14 protein-coding genes are annotated in these 17,217 nt (G+C 63.4%); 8 read left to right on the top strand and 6 right to left on the bottom strand.

The features are described 5' to 3' along the window. Positions 1-94: 94 nt before the first annotated feature. A complete protein-coding gene (locus tag METUNV2_RS0107145; protein ID WP_018228799.1) occupies positions 95-535 on the bottom strand; it encodes a hypothetical protein in 441 nt (146 codons plus the stop codon). Positions 536-811: 276 nt separating this feature from the next. Between METUNV2_RS0107145 and METUNV2_RS0107140 the strand changes: the two genes are divergently transcribed. From METUNV2_RS0107140 to METUNV2_RS18990, 4 genes are all read left to right on the top strand, one after another. Further along, entirely contained in the window at positions 812-1,981 is a 1,170-nt protein-coding gene (locus METUNV2_RS0107140) for a transporter substrate-binding domain-containing protein (protein ID WP_018228798.1), read from the top strand. Further along, positions 1,978-2,604: an ANTAR domain-containing response regulator gene (locus tag METUNV2_RS0107135; protein ID WP_018228797.1), complete on the top strand. Its 627-nt coding sequence runs from the start codon at positions 1,978-1,980 to the stop codon at positions 2,602-2,604. Before METUNV2_RS0107140 ends, METUNV2_RS0107135 begins: the two co-directional genes overlap by 4 nt. Positions 2,605-2,970: 366 nt before the next feature. After that, positions 2,971-3,531: a hypothetical protein gene (locus tag METUNV2_RS0107130; protein ID WP_018228796.1), complete on the top strand. Its 561-nt coding sequence runs from the start codon at positions 2,971-2,973 to the stop codon at positions 3,529-3,531. Then, positions 3,528-4,481 (top strand): hypothetical protein, encoded by a 954-nt coding sequence (locus METUNV2_RS18990; RefSeq protein WP_036271186.1) that lies wholly within the window; start codon positions 3,528-3,530, stop codon positions 4,479-4,481. Before METUNV2_RS0107130 ends, METUNV2_RS18990 begins: the two co-directional genes overlap by 4 nt. Before the next feature lie 118 nt (positions 4,482-4,599). On the opposite strand, the gene METUNV2_RS0107120 is transcribed toward METUNV2_RS18990, so the two are convergent. The 5 genes from METUNV2_RS0107120 to METUNV2_RS0107100 form a co-directional block, all read right to left on the bottom strand. After that, positions 4,600-6,273, bottom strand: coding sequence for a formate--tetrahydrofolate ligase (locus METUNV2_RS0107120; RefSeq protein ID WP_018228794.1), 1,674 nt, complete (start codon positions 6,271-6,273; stop codon positions 4,600-4,602). Positions 6,274-6,431: 158 nt separating this feature from the next. Beyond that, positions 6,432-7,409, bottom strand: coding sequence for an HpcH/HpaI aldolase/citrate lyase family protein (locus METUNV2_RS0107115; protein WP_018228793.1), 978 nt, complete (start codon positions 7,407-7,409; stop codon positions 6,432-6,434). Positions 7,410-7,461: 52 nt separating this feature from the next. Then, entirely contained in the window at positions 7,462-10,203 is a 2,742-nt protein-coding gene (locus METUNV2_RS0107110; protein WP_018228792.1) for a phosphoenolpyruvate carboxylase, read from the bottom strand. Positions 10,204-10,298: 95 nt separating this feature from the next. Further along, on the bottom strand, positions 10,299-11,186 hold the full coding sequence (gene sucD, locus METUNV2_RS0107105; protein WP_018228791.1) for a succinate--CoA ligase subunit alpha: 888 nt from the start codon (positions 11,184-11,186) through the stop codon (positions 10,299-10,301). A 116-nt stretch (positions 11,187-11,302) separates the two neighbouring features. Beyond that, positions 11,303-12,478: a malate--CoA ligase subunit beta gene (locus METUNV2_RS0107100; RefSeq protein ID WP_018228790.1), complete on the bottom strand. Its 1,176-nt coding sequence runs from the start codon at positions 12,476-12,478 to the stop codon at positions 11,303-11,305. A 260-nt stretch (positions 12,479-12,738) separates the two neighbouring features. Here METUNV2_RS0107100 and glyA point away from each other — a divergent pair, with 260 nt between their 5' ends. The 4 genes from glyA to METUNV2_RS0107080 all read left to right on the top strand — a co-directional run bounded on the left by glyA (position 12,739) and on the right by METUNV2_RS0107080 (position 17,214). Next, positions 12,739-13,992 (top strand): serine hydroxymethyltransferase, encoded by a 1,254-nt coding sequence (glyA, locus tag METUNV2_RS0107095; RefSeq protein WP_018228789.1) that lies wholly within the window; start codon positions 12,739-12,741, stop codon positions 13,990-13,992. A 53-nt stretch (positions 13,993-14,045) separates the two neighbouring features. Further along, positions 14,046-15,236, top strand: a complete 1,191-nt coding sequence (locus METUNV2_RS0107090; protein ID WP_036271184.1) for an aminotransferase class V-fold PLP-dependent enzyme — start codon at positions 14,046-14,048, stop codon at positions 15,234-15,236. Positions 15,237-15,326: 90 nt separating this feature from the next. Then, the gene (locus METUNV2_RS0107085) at positions 15,327-16,277 is read left to right on the top strand and encodes a D-2-hydroxyacid dehydrogenase (RefSeq protein WP_018228787.1); all 951 of its coding nucleotides are present in this window, start codon (positions 15,327-15,329) and stop codon (positions 16,275-16,277) included. A gap of 76 nt (positions 16,278-16,353) precedes the next feature. Next, positions 16,354-17,214, top strand: a complete 861-nt coding sequence (locus METUNV2_RS0107080) for an NADP-dependent methylenetetrahydromethanopterin/methylenetetrahydrofolate dehydrogenase (protein ID WP_018228786.1) — start codon at positions 16,354-16,356, stop codon at positions 17,212-17,214. The last annotated feature ends 3 nt before the right edge of the window (positions 17,215-17,217 follow it).

The following is a 17,217-nucleotide window of genomic DNA, read 5'->3' as shown; positions in this document are numbered from 1 at the left end:
GGCCGAGCGCCGCCCTCCGGGGGCTCGGATGCATTTACGGGGATGGGGTGAAAACGGTGCGGCCGCAGCCGCGCACGTCAGGACACAGCGGTGATCAGGTCACCGGCCAGTTGTCGTCGCGCCGCTTGTAGCCTTCGTGGTAGTGCTCAGGCATGCCATCGGTCTCGTCCATTTCGTCGAGACGCATCAGGAAGATGGCGTGCTGGATGTCCTGCTCGCTGGTGTAGACGGTGTCGTCGACGAATACCGGCGGCACGCCGCGGATGCCCGACAGACGCCCGATGCGCCATTCAGCGTCGATCTTGGTGCAGATGACGATGAGCTTGCCTTTGGGCGAGGCGCCGCGCATGCGCAGCAGCACGCGGCGCAGCAGATAGTCTTCATGCACACCGCCGCTGATTTCGGTGGTGTCGCCCGGCGTCGCGCACTTGAGCACTGAAAAGCCGGCCACGCCGGCCATCGACTTCACGCACTCGAGGTGTTCCTGGATCAGCCGGTCGCGTTCCGGCGTGCCTTTCCTGGGTATCGGAATCACTGCACTCTCCTTCAAGGGTTGAACATCTGGAAGCTCCTGTCGCGACCGGCCGGCACTGGCCAATGCGAAAAATCTCGAAAAACTGCGAAAACTCGAAAGCGAAAAACCAAAACAAAAAGGCCTGCCGGATCCGGAGATCCGTGCAGGCCTTTTTGCCCGTCTTCGCGCCCGGCAGTGTTGGCGGGGCGAAGCGTTGAGTGAATCTTAGTGAGCCTCTTTCGCGCGGTCAAGCTCTGTTAGTATCAATCACGTTTTTTGTCACCCGGCCGCAAACCCGTGTCCACAAACGATCCCATCAAGGTCGGTGTTCTGTTCTCGCGTGAGGGCGTGACATCGCGCATCGAAAATACGATGCTGGCCGGCACGCTTTTCGCGATCCGCGAGATCAATGATGCCGGCGGCATCCACGGCCGGGAGCTGGTTCCGGTCTACTACGATCCGCAGTCGAATCCGCAGCTTTTCCGCTCGCTCGCGACCCGTCTGGTCCAGGACGACAAGGTCAATGTCATCTTCGGCTGCTACATGTCGAGCACGCGCAAGGCGGTGCTGCCGGTGGTCGAAAGATGGAACCGCCTGCTGTTCTGCCCGACCATGTACGAGGGCTTCGAGTTCTCGAACAACATCATCTACACCGGTGGTGCGCCGAACCAGAACAGCGCCCTGCTCGCCGACTACATGTCGACCCGTTTCGGCGCGCGGGTGTATCTGATCGGCAGCGACTACATCTTCCCCTACGAGTCGAACCGCATCATGAGCGACTTCGTGCACCACCGTCAGGGCGGAGCCAAGGTGGGCGAACGCTATGTGCACCTCGACGCGAAGGAAAGCGCCTTCACGCCCATCATGAAGGACATCAAGGCCAAGCAGCCGGACTTCATCTTCTCGACCATGGTCGGCAAGACCACCCGCATGCTCTACCAGGCCTATGCGGACGCCGGTTTCGATCCGAAGAGGATGCCGATCGCCAGCCTGTGCACCAGCGAGGAGGAAGTATCCGAAATGGGTATCCGTCTGGCCGAGGGCCACTACACCGGCGGCACCTATTTCCAGTCGATCGGCACACCGCGCAACCGCGACTGCGTCGCGCTGTTCCGCAAGCTGTTCGGCAACGATGTGCAGCCCAATATGAGCTGGGAGTCGTCCTACTACCAGGTGCATGTGTTCGCCGACGCCTTCCGCGAAGCGGGCAGCGATGACCATGACATCCTGCTGCCGCACATTCTCGGACGCGAGTTCGAGGCACCGCAGGGACGCATCCGCATCCTGCCGCACAACCACCACGCCCGCCTCTATCCGCGCATCGGCCGGGTAAACAGCGAAGGCCAGTTCACGATACTGGCCGAGACACCGGGCGGCGTGGAGGCCGATCCCTATCTCGTCAGCCACTCCTTCGACGACTGGAGCACGCGGCTGCGCGTCAATGCGAACGAAGAGGAATCAACGTGAGCAGTCCGCCGCGCACAGGCGTACGCAGCAAGCGCATCACGCCTGAATTCCTGACCCAGCTGCGCAATCTGCGCATCGTCGTGCTGCATCCGCGTGATGCCGACGGCGAGGTGCTGATCCAGCAGCTACAGCGCATCGGCTGTCAGGTGCAGACCTTCTGGCCTCCGGTGCAGGATCTGCCGGACAAGGTCGATGTCGTGTATTACGCGATCCAGTCGAACGAAATGCACGCGCCGCTGAATTTCAGCAACTTCGAACAGCCGCCGGCGGTGATCGCCGTCGTCGGCTACGAAAACCCGACCATTTTCGAGGTCATGCTGCGCATGGGCGCAACCGGTGTGCTGAGCGCCCCGCTGCGTTCGACCGGCGTGCTCGCCTCACTGGTGCTCACCGTCGGCCTGACGCAGGAAATGCGCGGCTACAAGAAGAGGGTGCAGCGGCTGGAGCAGAAGCTGCTCAGCGTGAACCAGATCAACGACGCCAAGGCCATCCTGATGCGCACCCGTGGGGTCAGTGACGCCGAGGCCTACAGAATCATCCGCGAACAGGCGATGAGCAAGCGCATCCCGACCGAGGAAATCGCGCGTGCCATCATCCATGCTGACGAGATTCTTTCTGGATAGCCGCATGCCGGGAGGGGTGATTTCCCCTCCCTTCATCGTCTTGTTGGAGCGTTGAATGCCGTGGCCACCACACGGCCATGTCCGCAAGTATCCGATCTGATTGCGTTCGGCGAATTTCACATTTACCGACGTCATAATCCTGACCATCTCCTGTTAATCTCACACGCCCGGCTGTCATGCTCGCAATCATGGCAGCTCACCGCTTGAGTATGAGATGAAGGAACTCTGATGTCCGGATCACGAATCACGTCACTTCTTGCAGGCCTCGCATCAGTTCTGTTGCTGGCTGGTTGTGCAGTAACCCGTCAGGAACCCTTGGCATTCAAGGCGACAGCAATCCAATCTCCTGCGCGCATCGGTGTGGCCATGACCCCGCTGCCCGCAGTCGACACCTGGTTCCCGGGGGCGAGTTGCCTCCTCTGCCTCGCTGCCGCGTCAGCCAGCAACTCGGAGCTGACCGACCATGCGCGAACCCTTCCCCGCGACGACCTGAGCGGATTGAAGGTCGAACTGGTCCAGCGCTTAGCCGCGAAGGGAATCGATGCTCAAATCATTGAATCCGACCTTGACGTAAAGGCACTGCCGGACGCTCCCAACAAGGGGCCAAATCTCGCAGACAAGGATTTCAGAGCCTTGCAGGGCAAGTACGGCGTCGACAAGATTGTCGTGATCTCGGTCAGCAACATCGGATTCGAGCGGACCTATTCCGCCTACTTCCCGACAGCTGAACCCAAGGGGGCCATACAGGGCGTGGCTTACATGGTTGATCTGGGCAGCAATGCCTACGAGTGGTATCAGCCGCTGAGTGTAAGGAAGGCTGCCGATGGTCATTGGGACGAAGCACCCAAATTCCCGGGCCTGACCAATGCATATTTCCAGGCGATAGAGCTCAGCAAGGACGAAGTGCTGCAGCCGTTCTCACGATGAGACGCCTTAATCGTTCCGGACTGAGCACCGGCCTCCTGTGTCTTGCCGCGCTCTGCACACCGGCAAGCGCCAGTAACGATGCTGCCGGAAAGATTCCAGCTCTCGGCAGCAGCACTTGGGCACTGCGCGTTCCCGATGCCAATGGCGTCAGCTTTCAGGGGCAGGCCAATCGGGACGGAGCCGGTGGCGGAACCGCGCAGATCATGTATCCGGCGCCAAACATGGCTGGCTTCATCGCGGCGCTCGTCACGCACGGATTGATCAACGAGAGCAGCAAGACTGCCGAGCGGCAGCGCATCCAGGAACAGGCCAACCGCATTCTCGAACCCTACGCGGATGTTCTTTCAGTGCTGTCGTATCGAACGCTGATCGAACATGCATCCGGAAAGATCGATAGTGCTTCTTCGCCTGAGCTGATCGGTTCCGCGGAGGCGTCGTCGCGGATGTGGATCATGGAAGTCACTCCACTCTATGTAATGACGCCGGATCAACGAGCCATCGTTCTCGACAATACCGTGCGCGTCTTTGCCAATGGAAGCAAGAATCCGGTCTATTCCCGCGTCATTCGAGTAGTTTCTTTTCCACTCGAGGACATGGACGAGACAGCGATCATCAAGGCCTGGAGAGACGGTGACGGCGCCCTCATTCGAAGCGCCAGCAGCGATCTGCTGGCCGAATCGCTGAAGATCGCCCTGCTCGACGCGCGCTCGGTCCAGGCGGCAGAAGAGCGGCATCGAACCTTCCGATACCGCGAGGGCGGTTTCGAGCGCATTGAACGCGCGCAGCTGGTAAGCGAGGAATGTCATCGACAAGTCCTTCGAACACTGCGCGGCTGGTTGCTTTCGATTCCTTCTTCGCGCCATACAACGTGCAGCGTCTCCGCCCATGAGGTCGAAATCGCCGCCAGCAACAAACCGGAGAACACCCCCAACCCCGGCAGCGACGAGTGAGGCGCTGCTTCGTCGTCTGTTGCAGTTTTCACTCCATCGTCGAGCAGTGCTGAACTCCGACCATTGCAATGAAAAAGGCCGCCCTCGGGCGGCCTTTTTCATTGCTGCGAAAGAACGGTCAGAACAGACCCGACACCTTTCCATGCTCGTCGATGTCGATCTTTTCCGACGCCGGCACCTTGGGCAGGCCCGGCATGGTCATCATGTCGCCGCAGATGGCGACCACGAAACCCGCACCGTTCGCCAGGCGCACTTCGCGCACGTTGAGCGTGTGGCCGCTCGGCGCACCGCGGGCCGCCGGGTCTGCGGAGAAGGACATCTGGGTCTTCGCCATGCAGACCGGGAAGCGGCCGTAGTCCTTGTTCCAGTCGTCCAGCTGCTTGCGCGCGGCGTCGGAGAAGGTGACCGCACCGGCGCCGTAGATCTTGGTGGCGATGGCGGTGATCTTGTCCTGCAGCGGAGCGTTCTCGTCGTACACGAATTTGTGCTGACCCGGCGCGTTGTCGCAGATGTCAGCCACCATGCGCGCCAGTTCTTCCGCACCGGCGCCGCCGCTCGCCCAGTGGCGGGCGATCACGAACTTGCCGCCGAGCGCTTCGATGCGGCCCTTCAGCAGCGCGATTTCGGCGTCGGTGTCGAAGGTGAAGTGATTCACTGACACGACGCAGGGCAGGCCGTAGTGCTCGGTGATGTTCTTCAGGTGACGCTCGATGTTCACGATGCCCTTGGACAGCGCGTCGAGGTTCTCCTGGTTCAGGTCTTCCTTCTTCACGCCGCCGTGGAACTTCAGCGCACGGATGGTGGCGACCAGCACCACGGCGGACGGCTTCAGACCCGCCATGCGGCACTTGATGTCGATGAACTTCTCGGCGCCGAGATCGGCGCCGAAACCGGCTTCGGTCACCACGTAGTCAGCCATCTTCAGGCCGGCCTTGGTGGCCGACACCGAGTTGCAGCCGTGCGCGATGTTGGCGAACGGGCCGCCGTGGATGATGGCCGGATTGTTTTCCAGCGTCTGCACGATGTTCGGCTTGATCGCGTCCTTCAGCAGCGTGGCCATGGCGCCCTGCGCCTTCAGGTCGCTCGCATAGACCGGCTTCTTGTCGCCCAGCGTGTAGCCGATGATGATGCGGCCGAGGCGTTCCTTCAGGTCCATCAGCGAACTGGCCAGACACAGAATGGCCATCACTTCCGAAGCCACCACGATGTCGTAGCCGTCTTCGCGCACGAAGCCGTTGGCGGTACCGCCGAGACCGATGGTGATCTTGCGCAGCGCGCGGTCATTCATGTCGACCACGCGCTTCCACTGGATCAGCCGCGGATCGATGCGCAGTTCGTTGCCGTGGTTGATGTGGTTGTCGATCAGCGCCGACAGCAGGTTGTGCGCGGCACCGATGGCGTGGAAATCGCCGGTGAAGTGCAGGTTGATGTCTTCCATCGGCACGATCTGGGCGTAGCCGCCGCCCGCCGCCCCGCCCTTCACGCCGAACACCGGCCCGAGCGAGGGCTCGCGCAGACAGATCATGGTCTTCTTGCCGATGCGGTTCAGCGCATCGCCCAGACCCACCGTGGTCGTGGTCTTGCCCTCGCCGGCCGGCGTCGGGCTGATCGCGGTGACCAGGATGAGCTTGCCGTCCGGACGGTCCTTCAGGCTGTTCAGGTATTCGAGGGACACCTTGGCCTTGTAGTGGCCATAGGGTTCGATCGCGTCTTCCGGGATGCCCAGCTTGGACACCACCTGGCTGATGCGCTGCATTTTCGCCTGCTGGGCGATTTCGATGTCGGATGCCATATTGGTTTTTTCCGTTCAGTCGTCTATCGGTTGTGGAGCGGCGGGCCTCACTACCCGCCGTTGCTGCATGTGTCTGCTGTCTGCGTCCTCTTTGATCTGTGGATGTAGCGCACATGGCCGGGCACCTCCCCGGCCATTCCTTCACGCCGACCGTGGGGTCAGCGTGCTGCAGCGATCGTGTCGGCCTTGGCGATCAGCGCTTCGGCCATGCGGATGCTGGCGATGTCGATCAGGCGACCGTCGAGCGACACCGCACCGCGGCCTTCCTTCGCGGCCTGGGCCATCGCTTCGAGAATGCGGCGTGCCTTGGTCACTTCAGCGTCCGACGGCGTGTAGACCTTGTTGGCCAGTTCGATCTGCGACGGGTGGATGGCCCACTTGCCTTCGTAACCCAACACGGCAGCGCGGTTCGCTGCGGAAATATAGCCGTCCGGATCATTGAAGTCACCAAACGGGCCGTCGATCGGACGCAGGCCGTAAGCGCGGCAGGCGACCATCATGCGGGTCTGCGCGGCGTGCCACGGATCGGTCCAGAAGGACTGGCGATTGCCCTGCTCGTCCTTGTCGGTCAGCACCACGCTGTCCTTGTTCACGCCACCGATCACGGTGGTGCGGGCGCGGGTCGACGCGGCGTAGTCGGCGACGCCGAAGCTCATCGCTTCCAGGCGCTTCGACGACTGGGCGATCGCCTCGACGTTGGCCATGCCGAGCGCGGTCTCGATCAGCACTTCGAAACCGATGCGCTTGGTGCGCTTCTTGGCCGCCTCGATCTGGGTAACCATCATGTCGACCGCGTACACGTCGGCGGCGGTGCCGGCCTTCGGGATCAGGATCATGTCCAGGCGCGGGCAGGCTTCGACGATGTCCACTACGTCGCGGTACATGTAGTGGGTGTCCAGACCATTGATGCGCACCATCATGGTCTTGTTGCCCCAGTCGACGTCGTTCAGACCTTCGATGATGTTCTTGCGGGCCTGCTCCTTGTCGTCCGGCGCGACCGCGTCCTCGCAGTCCAGGAAGATGATGTCGGCAGCGGACTTTGCGGCCTTCTCGAACATGCCGGGGTTGGAACCCGGAACGGCCAGTTCGGAGCGGTGCAGGCGGGGCGTGGCTTGTTCGATGATCGTGAAGCTCATGTGAAACTCCTCGGTTGGAATGGTGCGAATCGGTTCGGCGTTGGTAAGGCAGTCAGCCTGTCGCGCCGAAGCCGGCGGACACGCAGTTGATCGACAGCAGCAGGGTCTTGCGGAATTCCTCCTTGCGCAGCGCGTCCTCGGTCATCCGGAAGGCGCGCAGCAGAGACACCTGCTGGCGGCTCACCTGATTGACCACCGGCAGCCGGTGATCCAGCTTCTGGCGGTATTCCGGGAAGCGCTCGGCCAGACCGCGGGTGCCGGACAGGCGCAGGATCTGCGCTCGGGTGATGTCGTATTCGCGGGCGATCATGCCGAACACCTGTTCGCGCACGCCGGCATCGGCCACCAGCTGGCTGTATTCACGGGCGATGTCCAGATCGACCACCGCCAGCGTCTTTTCCACCTCATCGACGATGAGGCGGAACAGCGGCGATTCGTCGAACATGCGGGCCAGCAGCGCTTCGCCGCGGCTGCCGCGCACCTCGATGAAATTGGCCAGACTGGAACCGACGCCGTACCAGCCGGTGACGATGTGGCGGTTCTGCGACCAGGCGAACACCCACGGAATCGCGCGCAGTTCAGCCAGCGACTTGGCGCCGAAACGGCGGGCCGGACGCGAGCCGATGTTGAGCAGCGAAATTTCCTCCAGCGGGCTGGCTTCCTGGAAATAGGCGACCAGGGCCGGATTCGAGATCAGGTTCTGATAGGCCGCGTGGGCCGCGCCCGACAGCGCTTCCAGCGCGTCGTCGAATTCCGGGTTGGACGACGTGCCCGCCGCGGCCTGCGACTTCAGCGCGTGATCGAACACGCTGGCCGCCAGCAGTTCCAGATTGAAGGCGGCGGTGCCCTTGTTCGCGTACTTGCTGGAAATGACCTCGCCCTGTTCGGTCAGCCGGAACAGGCCCTGGATGGAGCCGCGCGGCTGAGCGCCGATGGCCCGGCCGGCCGGCACGCCGCCGCGGCTCACCGAACCGCCGCGGCCGTGGAAGAAGGCGATCTTCACCCCTGCTTCGCCGCCCACCGCGGTCAGCTTCTGCTGCGCCTTGAACAGTTCCCAGTTCGACGACAGGAAGCCACCGTCCTTGTTCGAATCGGAATAGCCGATCATCACTTCCTGCACGCCACCCAGCGCGCGCACCGAGCGCTTCACCAGCGGCAGCGCCAGCAGTTCGCGCATGATGGCCGGCGCGCGGCGCAAGTCCTCGATGGTTTCGAACAGCGGCATGATGGGCAGCGAACAGCGCTCCACACCGGCCGGATCGGCGTACAGGCCGGCTTCCTTCGCCAGCAGATACACGCCCAGCACGTCGGACGCGTTGCGCGTCATGCTCAGGATGAAGCTGCCGAAGGCTTCGCGGCCGACCTTGGGCCGCATGTCGGCGATCAGCCGGAACAGGCCCAGCGTTTCGGTGGCCACTGCCGGCAGTCCGGACAGGTCGCGCATGCCGGTGCGCGGGGCGGCCAGTTCGGCCAGCAGCCAGGTCTGCCACTCCTTGCCGTCCTGCGCCGGTGCGGCCACATCGTCCGGCTCGCCACGGCTGGCGCGCCACAGCGCTTCCAGCGTCTGGGTGACCCGGGTGGAGTTTTCGCGCACGTCCAGCCGCACGGTGCTGAAGCGGAACAGATCGACCTGGCGGCGCAGCGGCACCACTTCGGTATCGGCCAGACGGCCCAGACGCGAATCGCGCAGTCCGGCTTCCAGCGTGCGCAGATCGCTCACCAGCCGGTCGGCGGATTCGTAGCCGCGACGGCAGGCAGCGCCCTCTTCCGCTTCGGTACAGGCGATGGTGTCGTCCAGCTTGTTCAGCACGCACACCAGAAACTGGCGGAAGGGCTCACCCGGATTGCGGGCAGCGATCGCATTGCCCTCGCCGCTCTCTTCCAGCGCCAGCGTCAGCGCGTCGCGGAAGTCGCCGGACAGGATGAGCGACGCCTCGGTCACCGACAGCCCGCGCAGCAGCTCCAGCACCGACTGACGGTGGCGGCGCAGCGCGGCCAGCCGGCACTCGACCAGTGCACCGCGCGTGATCGCATTGGTGACGAAAGGATTACCGTCGCGGTCGCCGCCTATCCAGGAACCGAATTCCAGGAAGCCGGGCAGGTTCGCCTCGCCGAAATGCTGCGCCATCGCCTCATCGGCGCGCGCCAGCACGTCGGGGCCGACCTCGAACAGCGTTTCATTGAAGAAGTGCAGGCCCCAGGCGATTTCCTGCGACACATTCGGCTTTTCCAGCCGCAGTTCGCCGGTCAGCCACAGCAGTTCGATCTCGTTGCGCAGCGTGTCTTCGAGATCGTGGCGCTCGCGCGGCGTCCAGCGCGGCGATTCCAGCTCGATCAGCATGCGGTAGATGCGGCGGTGACGCTCCAGCACGGTCACCCGCTTGGCTTCGGTCGGGTGCGCGGTCAGCACCGGACGCACCTTGAGACCGGCGAAGGCTTCGCGCACGCGCTCGGCCGACAGGCCGGCCTTCTTCGCCGATGCAAGCACGTTGGCGAAGGAGCCGGGCAGCGCCTCGCGGCCCTGCAGTCGCTCGACTTCGCGGCGCTTGCGCATGCCGCCATTCTGTTCGGCGATGGACAGCAGCTGGAACAGGATGCCCTGCGCCTGGATGGCACGGCCCAGCATCTGCGGGGACAGCGTGTTGCCGGATTCGCCGGCCAGTACGGGCAGCAGTTCCGGATGGTGACGTTCGACCACTTCGCGCAGCAGCGAAAACAGCAGGTCGATCGCCTTTTCCGAGAACGCCGCCCCGGTCGCGTCGGCCGACGCAGGGACGGAAATGGGATCACTCACCACGGTGGGAGTCTCGCAGGCTGGTGGCGGGCGTCCGCCCCACCGGGGCGGACGGAAAGCAGGGCGCGCTCCGCACGCCCCGTGCTGCTCTGCTCTTACAGCTTGGCCAGAACGGAAGCCACGGTGCTGCCCAGCTCGCCGGCGCTCGGCGCGACGGTCAGGCCGAAGGAACGCATGATTTCCGACTTCTCGGCAGCCGAATCACCGGCGGCCGAGATGATGGCGCCCGCGTGGCCCATGCGGCGGCCCTTCGGTGCGGTCAGACCGGCGACGTAACCTATCACCGGCTTCTTCATGTTTTCCTTCACCCAGGCCGACGCTTCGGCTTCCTGCGGGCCACCGATTTCGCCGATCATCACGACGGCGTGGGTGTCCGGGTCTTCCTGGAACTTCATCAGGTGGTCGAGGAAGGACGAGCCGTTGATCGGGTCGCCGCCGATGCCGACCGAGGTCGACACGCCAATGCCCAGCTGCTTCATCTGCGCGGCCGCTTCGTAGCCCAGCGTGCCCGAACGCGACACGATGCCGATGTTGCCCTGCTTGTAGATGTGGCCCGGCATGATGCCCAGCATGGCCTTGCCCGGGCTGATGATGCCGGCGCAGTTCGGGCCGACCATCAGCGTGCGACGCTCTTTCGGGTAGCGCATGAAGTAGCGCTTGACGCGCATCATGTCCTGCGCCGGGATGCCGTCGGTAATCGAGCACACCAGCTGGATGCCGGCGTCGGCCGCTTCCATGATGGCGTCGGCGCAGAAGGCCGGCGCGACGAAAGTGATCGATGCTTCGGCGCCGGTCGCGGCCACCGCATCGGCAACCGTGTTGAACACCGGCTTGCCGAGGTGGGTGGTGCCGCCCTTGCCCGGGGTCACGCCACCGACGACGTTGGTGCCGTACTCGATCATTTCCTTGGCGTGGAAGGTACCTTTGTCGCCGGTGAAGCCCTGGACGATGATCTTGGTCTTTTCGTTGATCAGAATGCTCATGTCTAAATCCTCGTGTGCATCGGTTATCCGCCGCGCACCGCCCGCCGGGCCGCCCCAAGGGCGGGCGCAGCCCCCTCGGGGGGCAGCGAACGGAGTGCGCGTGGGGGTCTGTTCACTCAGCTGGCGGCGTGGGCGCGGGCGGCATCGACTGCCTTCTGCGCGGCTTCGGTCAGCGAATCGGCGCTGATGATGGGCAGACCGCTGTCGCGGATGATGCGGCGACCCTCTTCCTCGTTCGTACCGGCCAGGCGGACGATCAGCGGCACCGTGATATCGATGTCGTTGCAGGCCTGAACCACGCCCTGGGCAACCCAGTCGCAGCGGTTGATACCGGCGAAGATGTTCACCAGGATGGCCTTCACGTTCTTGTCCGACAGCACCAGGCGGAAGGAATTGGCCACGCGCTCGGGCGAGGCGCCGCCGCCGACGTCCAGGAAGTTGGCGGGTGCGCCACCGGCGTACTTGATGGTGTCCATGGTGGCCATGGCCAGACCGGCACCATTGATGATGCAGCCGATGTCACCGTCGAGGCCGACGTAGTTCAGGTTGTGCTCGGCAGCCTGCACTTCGCGCGGATCCTCCTGCGAAGGGTCGCGCATGTCGGCCACGGCACGCTGGCGGAACATCGCGTTGTCGTCGAAGGACATCTTGGCGTCGAGCGCCAGCACGCGGTCGTCCTTGGTGACGACCAGCGGGTTGATTTCGACCATGGTGGCGTCGAGATCGCGGAAGGCGCGGTAGGCACCCATGATCGCGGTCACCGCACGGGACACCTGCTTGATCGACAGGCCCAGACCGAAGGCGATCTGGCGGGCCTGGAAAGCCTGCAGGCCGACCGCCGGTTCGACCACGACCTGCATGATCTTTTCCGGAGCACTGTGTGCCAATTCTTCAATTTCCATCCCACCTTCGGCAGAGGCGATGACGCGTACGCGCTCGGCTTTGCGATCCAGCACGATGCCCAGATAGAGTTCGCGTTCAAAGGGTTCGGCGACCTCGACATAGACGCGCTGCACCGGCTTGCCTTCGGGGCCGGTCTGGATGGTCACGAGACGCTTGCCCAGCAGTTCGCGGGCGGCGGCATCGACCTCATGGTAGGTCTTGCACAGCTTGATGCCGCCCGCCTTGCCGCGAGCTCCGGAGTGCACCTGGGCCTTCACCGCCCAGTGCCAGCCGCCCAGTTCGGTCGCCGTATACACGGCCTGATCCGGGCTGTAGGCCACGCTGCCGCGCGGCACCGGCACTCCGAAGCCCGCCAGGAGCTCTTTCGCTTGGTACTCGTGAATGTCCATGATTCACCTTCTGTCGTGAGGAAGATAAGGGTGGTCCATCGCTGAACCGCGAGGCGCCCGAGCAGGGTCGAGCACCGGTAATCGTTGGAAAGAATTATGGATGACCTGTTTTCAATTAAGCTTCACTTATACTTATCTCGGCGATAAGAAAGTCCGATACGAGGCCGCGGATGCATCAGATATAGTCCGATCGCCTTGCATTACTTCATAAGGTCTTGCGGAGACGCAGACCGAAAGCTCACATCAGAAAGGTAATCCGAATGTTCGACCCGAAAATGACCATTGCCCAGTCCGATCCCGAACTGTGGGCGGCGATCGAGGCGGAGTACGCCCGCCAGGAGCACCACATCGAGCTGATCGCGTCGGAAAACTACGCCAGCCCGGCGGTCATGGAAGCGCAGGGTTCGGTACTGACGAACAAGTATGCCGAGGGTTACCCGGGCAAGCGCTACTACGGTGGCTGTGAGCATGTCGACGTCGCCGAACAGCTGGCGATCGACCGTCTGAAGGCCCTGTTCGGCGCCGAGTATGCCAACGTGCAGCCGCATTCGGGCTCGCAGGCGAACGCCGGTGTCTACATGGCGATGCTGCAGCCGGGCGACACCATCCTGGGCATGTCGCTGGCCCACGGCGGTCACCTGACCCATGGCGCCTCGGTGAACTTCTCCGGCAAGATCTACAAGTCGGTCGCCTACGGCCTGAATCCGGAAACCGAAGCGCTGGACTACGACGAAGTCGAACGTCTGGCCAAGGAACACAAGCCGAAGATGATCGTGGCCGGCGCATCGGCCTACGCACTGCACATCGATTTCAAGCGCTTCCGCGAAATCGCTGACTCGGTCGGTGCCTACCTGTTCGTGGACATGGCCCACTACTCCGGCCTGATCGCCGCCGGCCTGTACCCGAGCCCGATCGGCATCGCCGACTTCGTCACCTCGACCACGCACAAGACCCTGCGCGGCCCGCGCGGCGGCGTGATCATGGCCAAGGCGGAGTTCGAAAAGCCGCTGAACTCGATGATTTTCCCGGGCATTCAGGGTGGCCCGCTGATGCACGTGATCGCCGCCAAGGCGACCGCGTTCAAGGAAGCCGCCTCGCCCGAATTCAAGACTTACCAGCAGCAGGTGCTGAAGAACGCCCAGGCGATGGCCGAAACGCTCGTCGAGCGTGGCGTGCGCATCGTGTCGGGCCGTACTCAGTCCCACCTGTTCCTCGTCGATCTGCGTGCCAAAAACATCACTGGCAAGGACGCAGAAGCAGCGCTGGGCCGTGCACACATCACGGTCAACAAGAATTCCATCCCGAACGACCCGCAAAAGCCGTTCGTGACCAGTGGCATTCGCATCGGCAGCCCTGCTATGACGACCCGCGGCTTTAAGGAAGCCGAGGCGAAGAAGATTGCAAACCTGATCGTGGACGTGCTTGACGCGCCGAACGACGAGGCGGTGATCGCCCGCGTCGTGGCCGATGTCAGCCGCCTGTGCGCCGATTTCCCGGTGTACGGCCGCAAGTAAGCACGCCTGTCAGCCACCCCGAATCCATCAAGCAATTAATAAGGAGTTTCGCCATGTCTAGAATCGCTGGCCGCAATCACCTCTACGTGCCGGGCCCCACCAACACGCCGGAGCGCATCCTGCGCGCCATGGTCGTGCCCCAGGAAGACCACCGCTCGCCCAAGTTCCCGGAACTGACCAAGTCGGTTCTGGCCGATCTGAAGAAGGTGTTCAAGACCACCGAAGGCACGGTCCTGACCTTCCCGGCATCGGGCACCGGCATGTGGGAAACCGCACTGACCAACACCCTGTCGCCGGGCGACAAGATCCTGTGCTCGCGCTTCGGCCAGTTCAGCCACCTGTGGGCCGACATGGCGCAGCGTCTGGGCTTCGAAGTCCAGATCCTGGACGTCGAGTGGGGCACCGGTGTGCCGTACGACCAGTACGAAGAAGTGCTGCGTGCCGACAAGGAACACAAGATCAAGGCCGTGCTGGCCTGCCAGAACGAAACCGCCACCGGCGTGACCAGCGACATCGGCCGCGTCCGCAAGGCGATCAACAACGCCAATCACCCGGCGCTGCTGATGGTCGATACCGTGTCCTCGCTGGTGTCGATCGATTTCCGCATGGACGAATGGGGCGTCGACTGCGCCGTGTCCGGTTCGCAGAAGGGCTTCATGCTGCCGGCCGGCATGGGCATCCTGGGCATGAGCCCGAAGGCCCTGAAGGCGATCGATACCTCGACCTCGCGTCGCTGCTACTTCGACATCAAGGACATGCTGAACGCCAACGCGACCGGCTACTTCCCCTACACCCCGTCGATCCCGATGCTGTACGGCATGCGTGAAGCGCTGGACACCATCTTCGAAGAAGGCCTGGAAACCATCTTCGCCCGCCACGAATACCTGGCCAACGGCGTGCGCGCCGCCGTCCAGGAAGGCTGGAAGCTGAACCTGTGCGCCAAGGCACCGGAGTGGTACTCGAACACGGTCAGCGCCATCGTCGTGCCGGAAGGCTTCGACGCCGCCAAGGTGATCAGCAACGCCTACGCCAAGTACAACCTGTCGCTGGGCGCAGGCCTGTCCAAGGTTGCCGGCAAGGTGTTCCGCATCGGCCACCTGGGCGACCTGAACGCCCTGTCGCTGATGAGCGCGATCGCCGGTGCCGAAATGTCCATGCTGGACAACGGCATCAACGTCACCCCGGGTTCGGGCGTGGCCGCGGCGTCGACCTACTGGCGCACCCACACTCCGCAGGCCAAGTAATATGCGGCGGCCCGCTTCGTGCGGGCTCGCGTGTCTGCTCGGCCGGGTTCGCCCGGCCTTTTACATCCAATACGCACAAGGGAAGAGAACATGTCGCATCACGTCGTGTTTCTGGACCGCTCCACGCTCAAGGCCAACGTCCGCCGTCCGTCCTTCGACCACACCTGGGAAGAGTACGACACCACGTCGCCCGAGCAGGTCGTCGAACGTCTGAAGAACGCCACCGTCGCCTTCACCAACAAGGTGCCGCTGCGCGGCGACGTGCTGGCCCAGCTGCCGAACCTGAAGTACATCGGCGTCGCCGCCACCGGCTACGACGTGATCGACGTGCCGGCCTGCCGCGAACGCGGCATCGTGGTCGCCAACATCCGCAACTACGCGGTGCACACGGTGCCGGAACACGCGTTCGCGCTCATCCTGGCCCTGCGTCGCAGCATCATCGCCTACCGTCAGGACGTCGAACGCGGCCGCTGGCAGGAAGTGGATCAGTTCTGCTTCTTCGATCACGCCATCTACGACCTGTTCGACAGCACCATCGGCATTTTCGGCGAAGGCGTGCTCGGTCAGGGTACGGCCAAGATCGCGCGCGGCTTCGGCATGAAGGTGCTGTTCGCCGACCACCCGGGCCCGAAGGCACCGGGTGTGGAATTCACGCCGGTCGAAGAAGTGCTGGCCCAGTCCGACATCATTTCGCTGCACTGCCCGCTGACTGCCGACAGCCGCAACCTGTTCGGCATGGAACAGTTCCGCAAGATGAAGCGCAGCGCCATCCTGATCAACACCGCCCGCGGCGGTCTGGTCAATGAAGAGGATCTGGTGACCGCGCTGAAGGAAGGCGTGATCGCCGGCGCCGGCTTCGACGTGCTGACCAAGGAACCGCCGAAGGAAGGCAACCCGCTGCTCGACCTGCGCCTGCCCAACTTCATCCTGACGCCGCACGTGGCCTGGGCCTCGGACGGCGCCATGCAGTTCCTGGCCGACCAGCTGGTCGATAACGCCGAAGCCTTCATCAAGGGCAGCCCGGTCAACACGGTGACCTGACAGCCGCGACACGCATCAAGGTTCGCCGGCTGTGCGGCCGGCGGACTTCCCTCTTCCCGACATCCGAGACATCACAATGAAAAAGCTTCTTTACCAATTCGATACCGATGAACATCCGTCGGTGTTCGACAGCGTCGTGTGTCACGACGGCGGCGCGGACCACGTGATCGGCTACGGCGGCGTGCATCCGCACAACGTCGGCGCCATGGTCGACGGTGCGATCTTCACCCGCGCACCGAAGGACAAGAAGAACACCGCCATCTTCATCGGCGGCAGCAACATGGCCGAAGGCGAAACCCTGTTCAAGGCGGTCAAGAAGAAGTTCTTCTCGAACTTCCGCGTGTCCGTCATGCTGGATTCGAACGGTTCGAACACCACGGCAGCGGCCTGCGTCGCCTGGCTGGCGCACAGCGGTTCGCTGAAGGGCAAGAAAGCAGTCATCCTCGGCGGCACCGGCCCGGTCGGTACGCGCGCAGCGGTGATGCTGGCCAGCGAAGGCGTCTCGGTCACGCTGGTGTCGCGCAAGATCGCCACCGCGGAAGAAGCGGCCAAGCAGCTCAAGGCCAACTTCAACCTCGAAGTCGGCGTTGCCGAAGCGGCTGACAACGAAGGCCGCGCCCGTGCCATCGAAGGCGCGAACGTGGTGATCGCCACCGGCGCCGGCGGCATCCAGCTGCTGGAAGAGCGGCACTGGAAGGACAACCCGACGCTGGAAATGATTGCCGACGCCAACGCCACCCCGCCGCTGGGCATCGAAGGCGTGGACATGATGGACAAGGGTGTGGTCAAGCACGGCAAGATCGTGTTCGGCGCCATCGGCTTCGGCGCACTGAAGATCGCGCTGCAGCGCGCCTGCGTGGCCAAGCTGTTCGAAAGCAACGACATTTCGCTCGACGCGTCGGAAATCTACGCGATGGCGAAAACCATGGTGGGCTGAGCG

Source organism: Methyloversatilis universalis EHg5, from assembly GCF_000378945.1.
Taxonomy (GTDB): domain Bacteria; phylum Pseudomonadota; class Gammaproteobacteria; order Burkholderiales; family Rhodocyclaceae; genus Methyloversatilis; species Methyloversatilis universalis_A.
Note: the sequence above shows the minus strand (reverse complement) of the source record. Positions and strands in the feature narration are given on the sequence as shown.

What these genes read in the sequence shown, in the direction of transcription:
- glyA (WP_018228789.1), top strand. Translation starts at nt 12,739, where the DNA reads ATGTTCGACCCGAAAATGACCATTGCCCAGTCCGATCCCGAACTGTGG.
- METUNV2_RS0107090 (WP_036271184.1), top strand. Translation starts at nt 14,046, where the DNA reads ATGTCTAGAATCGCTGGCCGCAATCACCTCTACGTGCCGGGCCCCACC.
- METUNV2_RS0107085 (WP_018228787.1), top strand. Translation starts at nt 15,327, where the DNA reads ATGTCGCATCACGTCGTGTTTCTGGACCGCTCCACGCTCAAGGCCAAC.
- METUNV2_RS0107080 (WP_018228786.1), top strand. Translation starts at nt 16,354, where the DNA reads ATGAAAAAGCTTCTTTACCAATTCGATACCGATGAACATCCGTCGGTG.
- METUNV2_RS0107130 (WP_018228796.1), top strand. Translation starts at nt 2,971, where the DNA reads ATGACCCCGCTGCCCGCAGTCGACACCTGGTTCCCGGGGGCGAGTTGC.
- METUNV2_RS18990 (WP_036271186.1), top strand. Translation starts at nt 3,528, where the DNA reads ATGAGACGCCTTAATCGTTCCGGACTGAGCACCGGCCTCCTGTGTCTT.
- sucD (WP_018228791.1), bottom strand. Translation starts at nt 11,186, where the DNA reads ATGAGCATTCTGATCAACGAAAAGACCAAGATCATCGTCCAGGGCTTC.
- METUNV2_RS0107100 (WP_018228790.1), bottom strand. Translation starts at nt 12,478, where the DNA reads ATGGACATTCACGAGTACCAAGCGAAAGAGCTCCTGGCGGGCTTCGGA.
- METUNV2_RS0107115 (WP_018228793.1), bottom strand. Translation starts at nt 7,409, where the DNA reads ATGAGCTTCACGATCATCGAACAAGCCACGCCCCGCCTGCACCGCTCC.
- METUNV2_RS0107120 (WP_018228794.1), bottom strand. Translation starts at nt 6,273, where the DNA reads ATGGCATCCGACATCGAAATCGCCCAGCAGGCGAAAATGCAGCGCATC.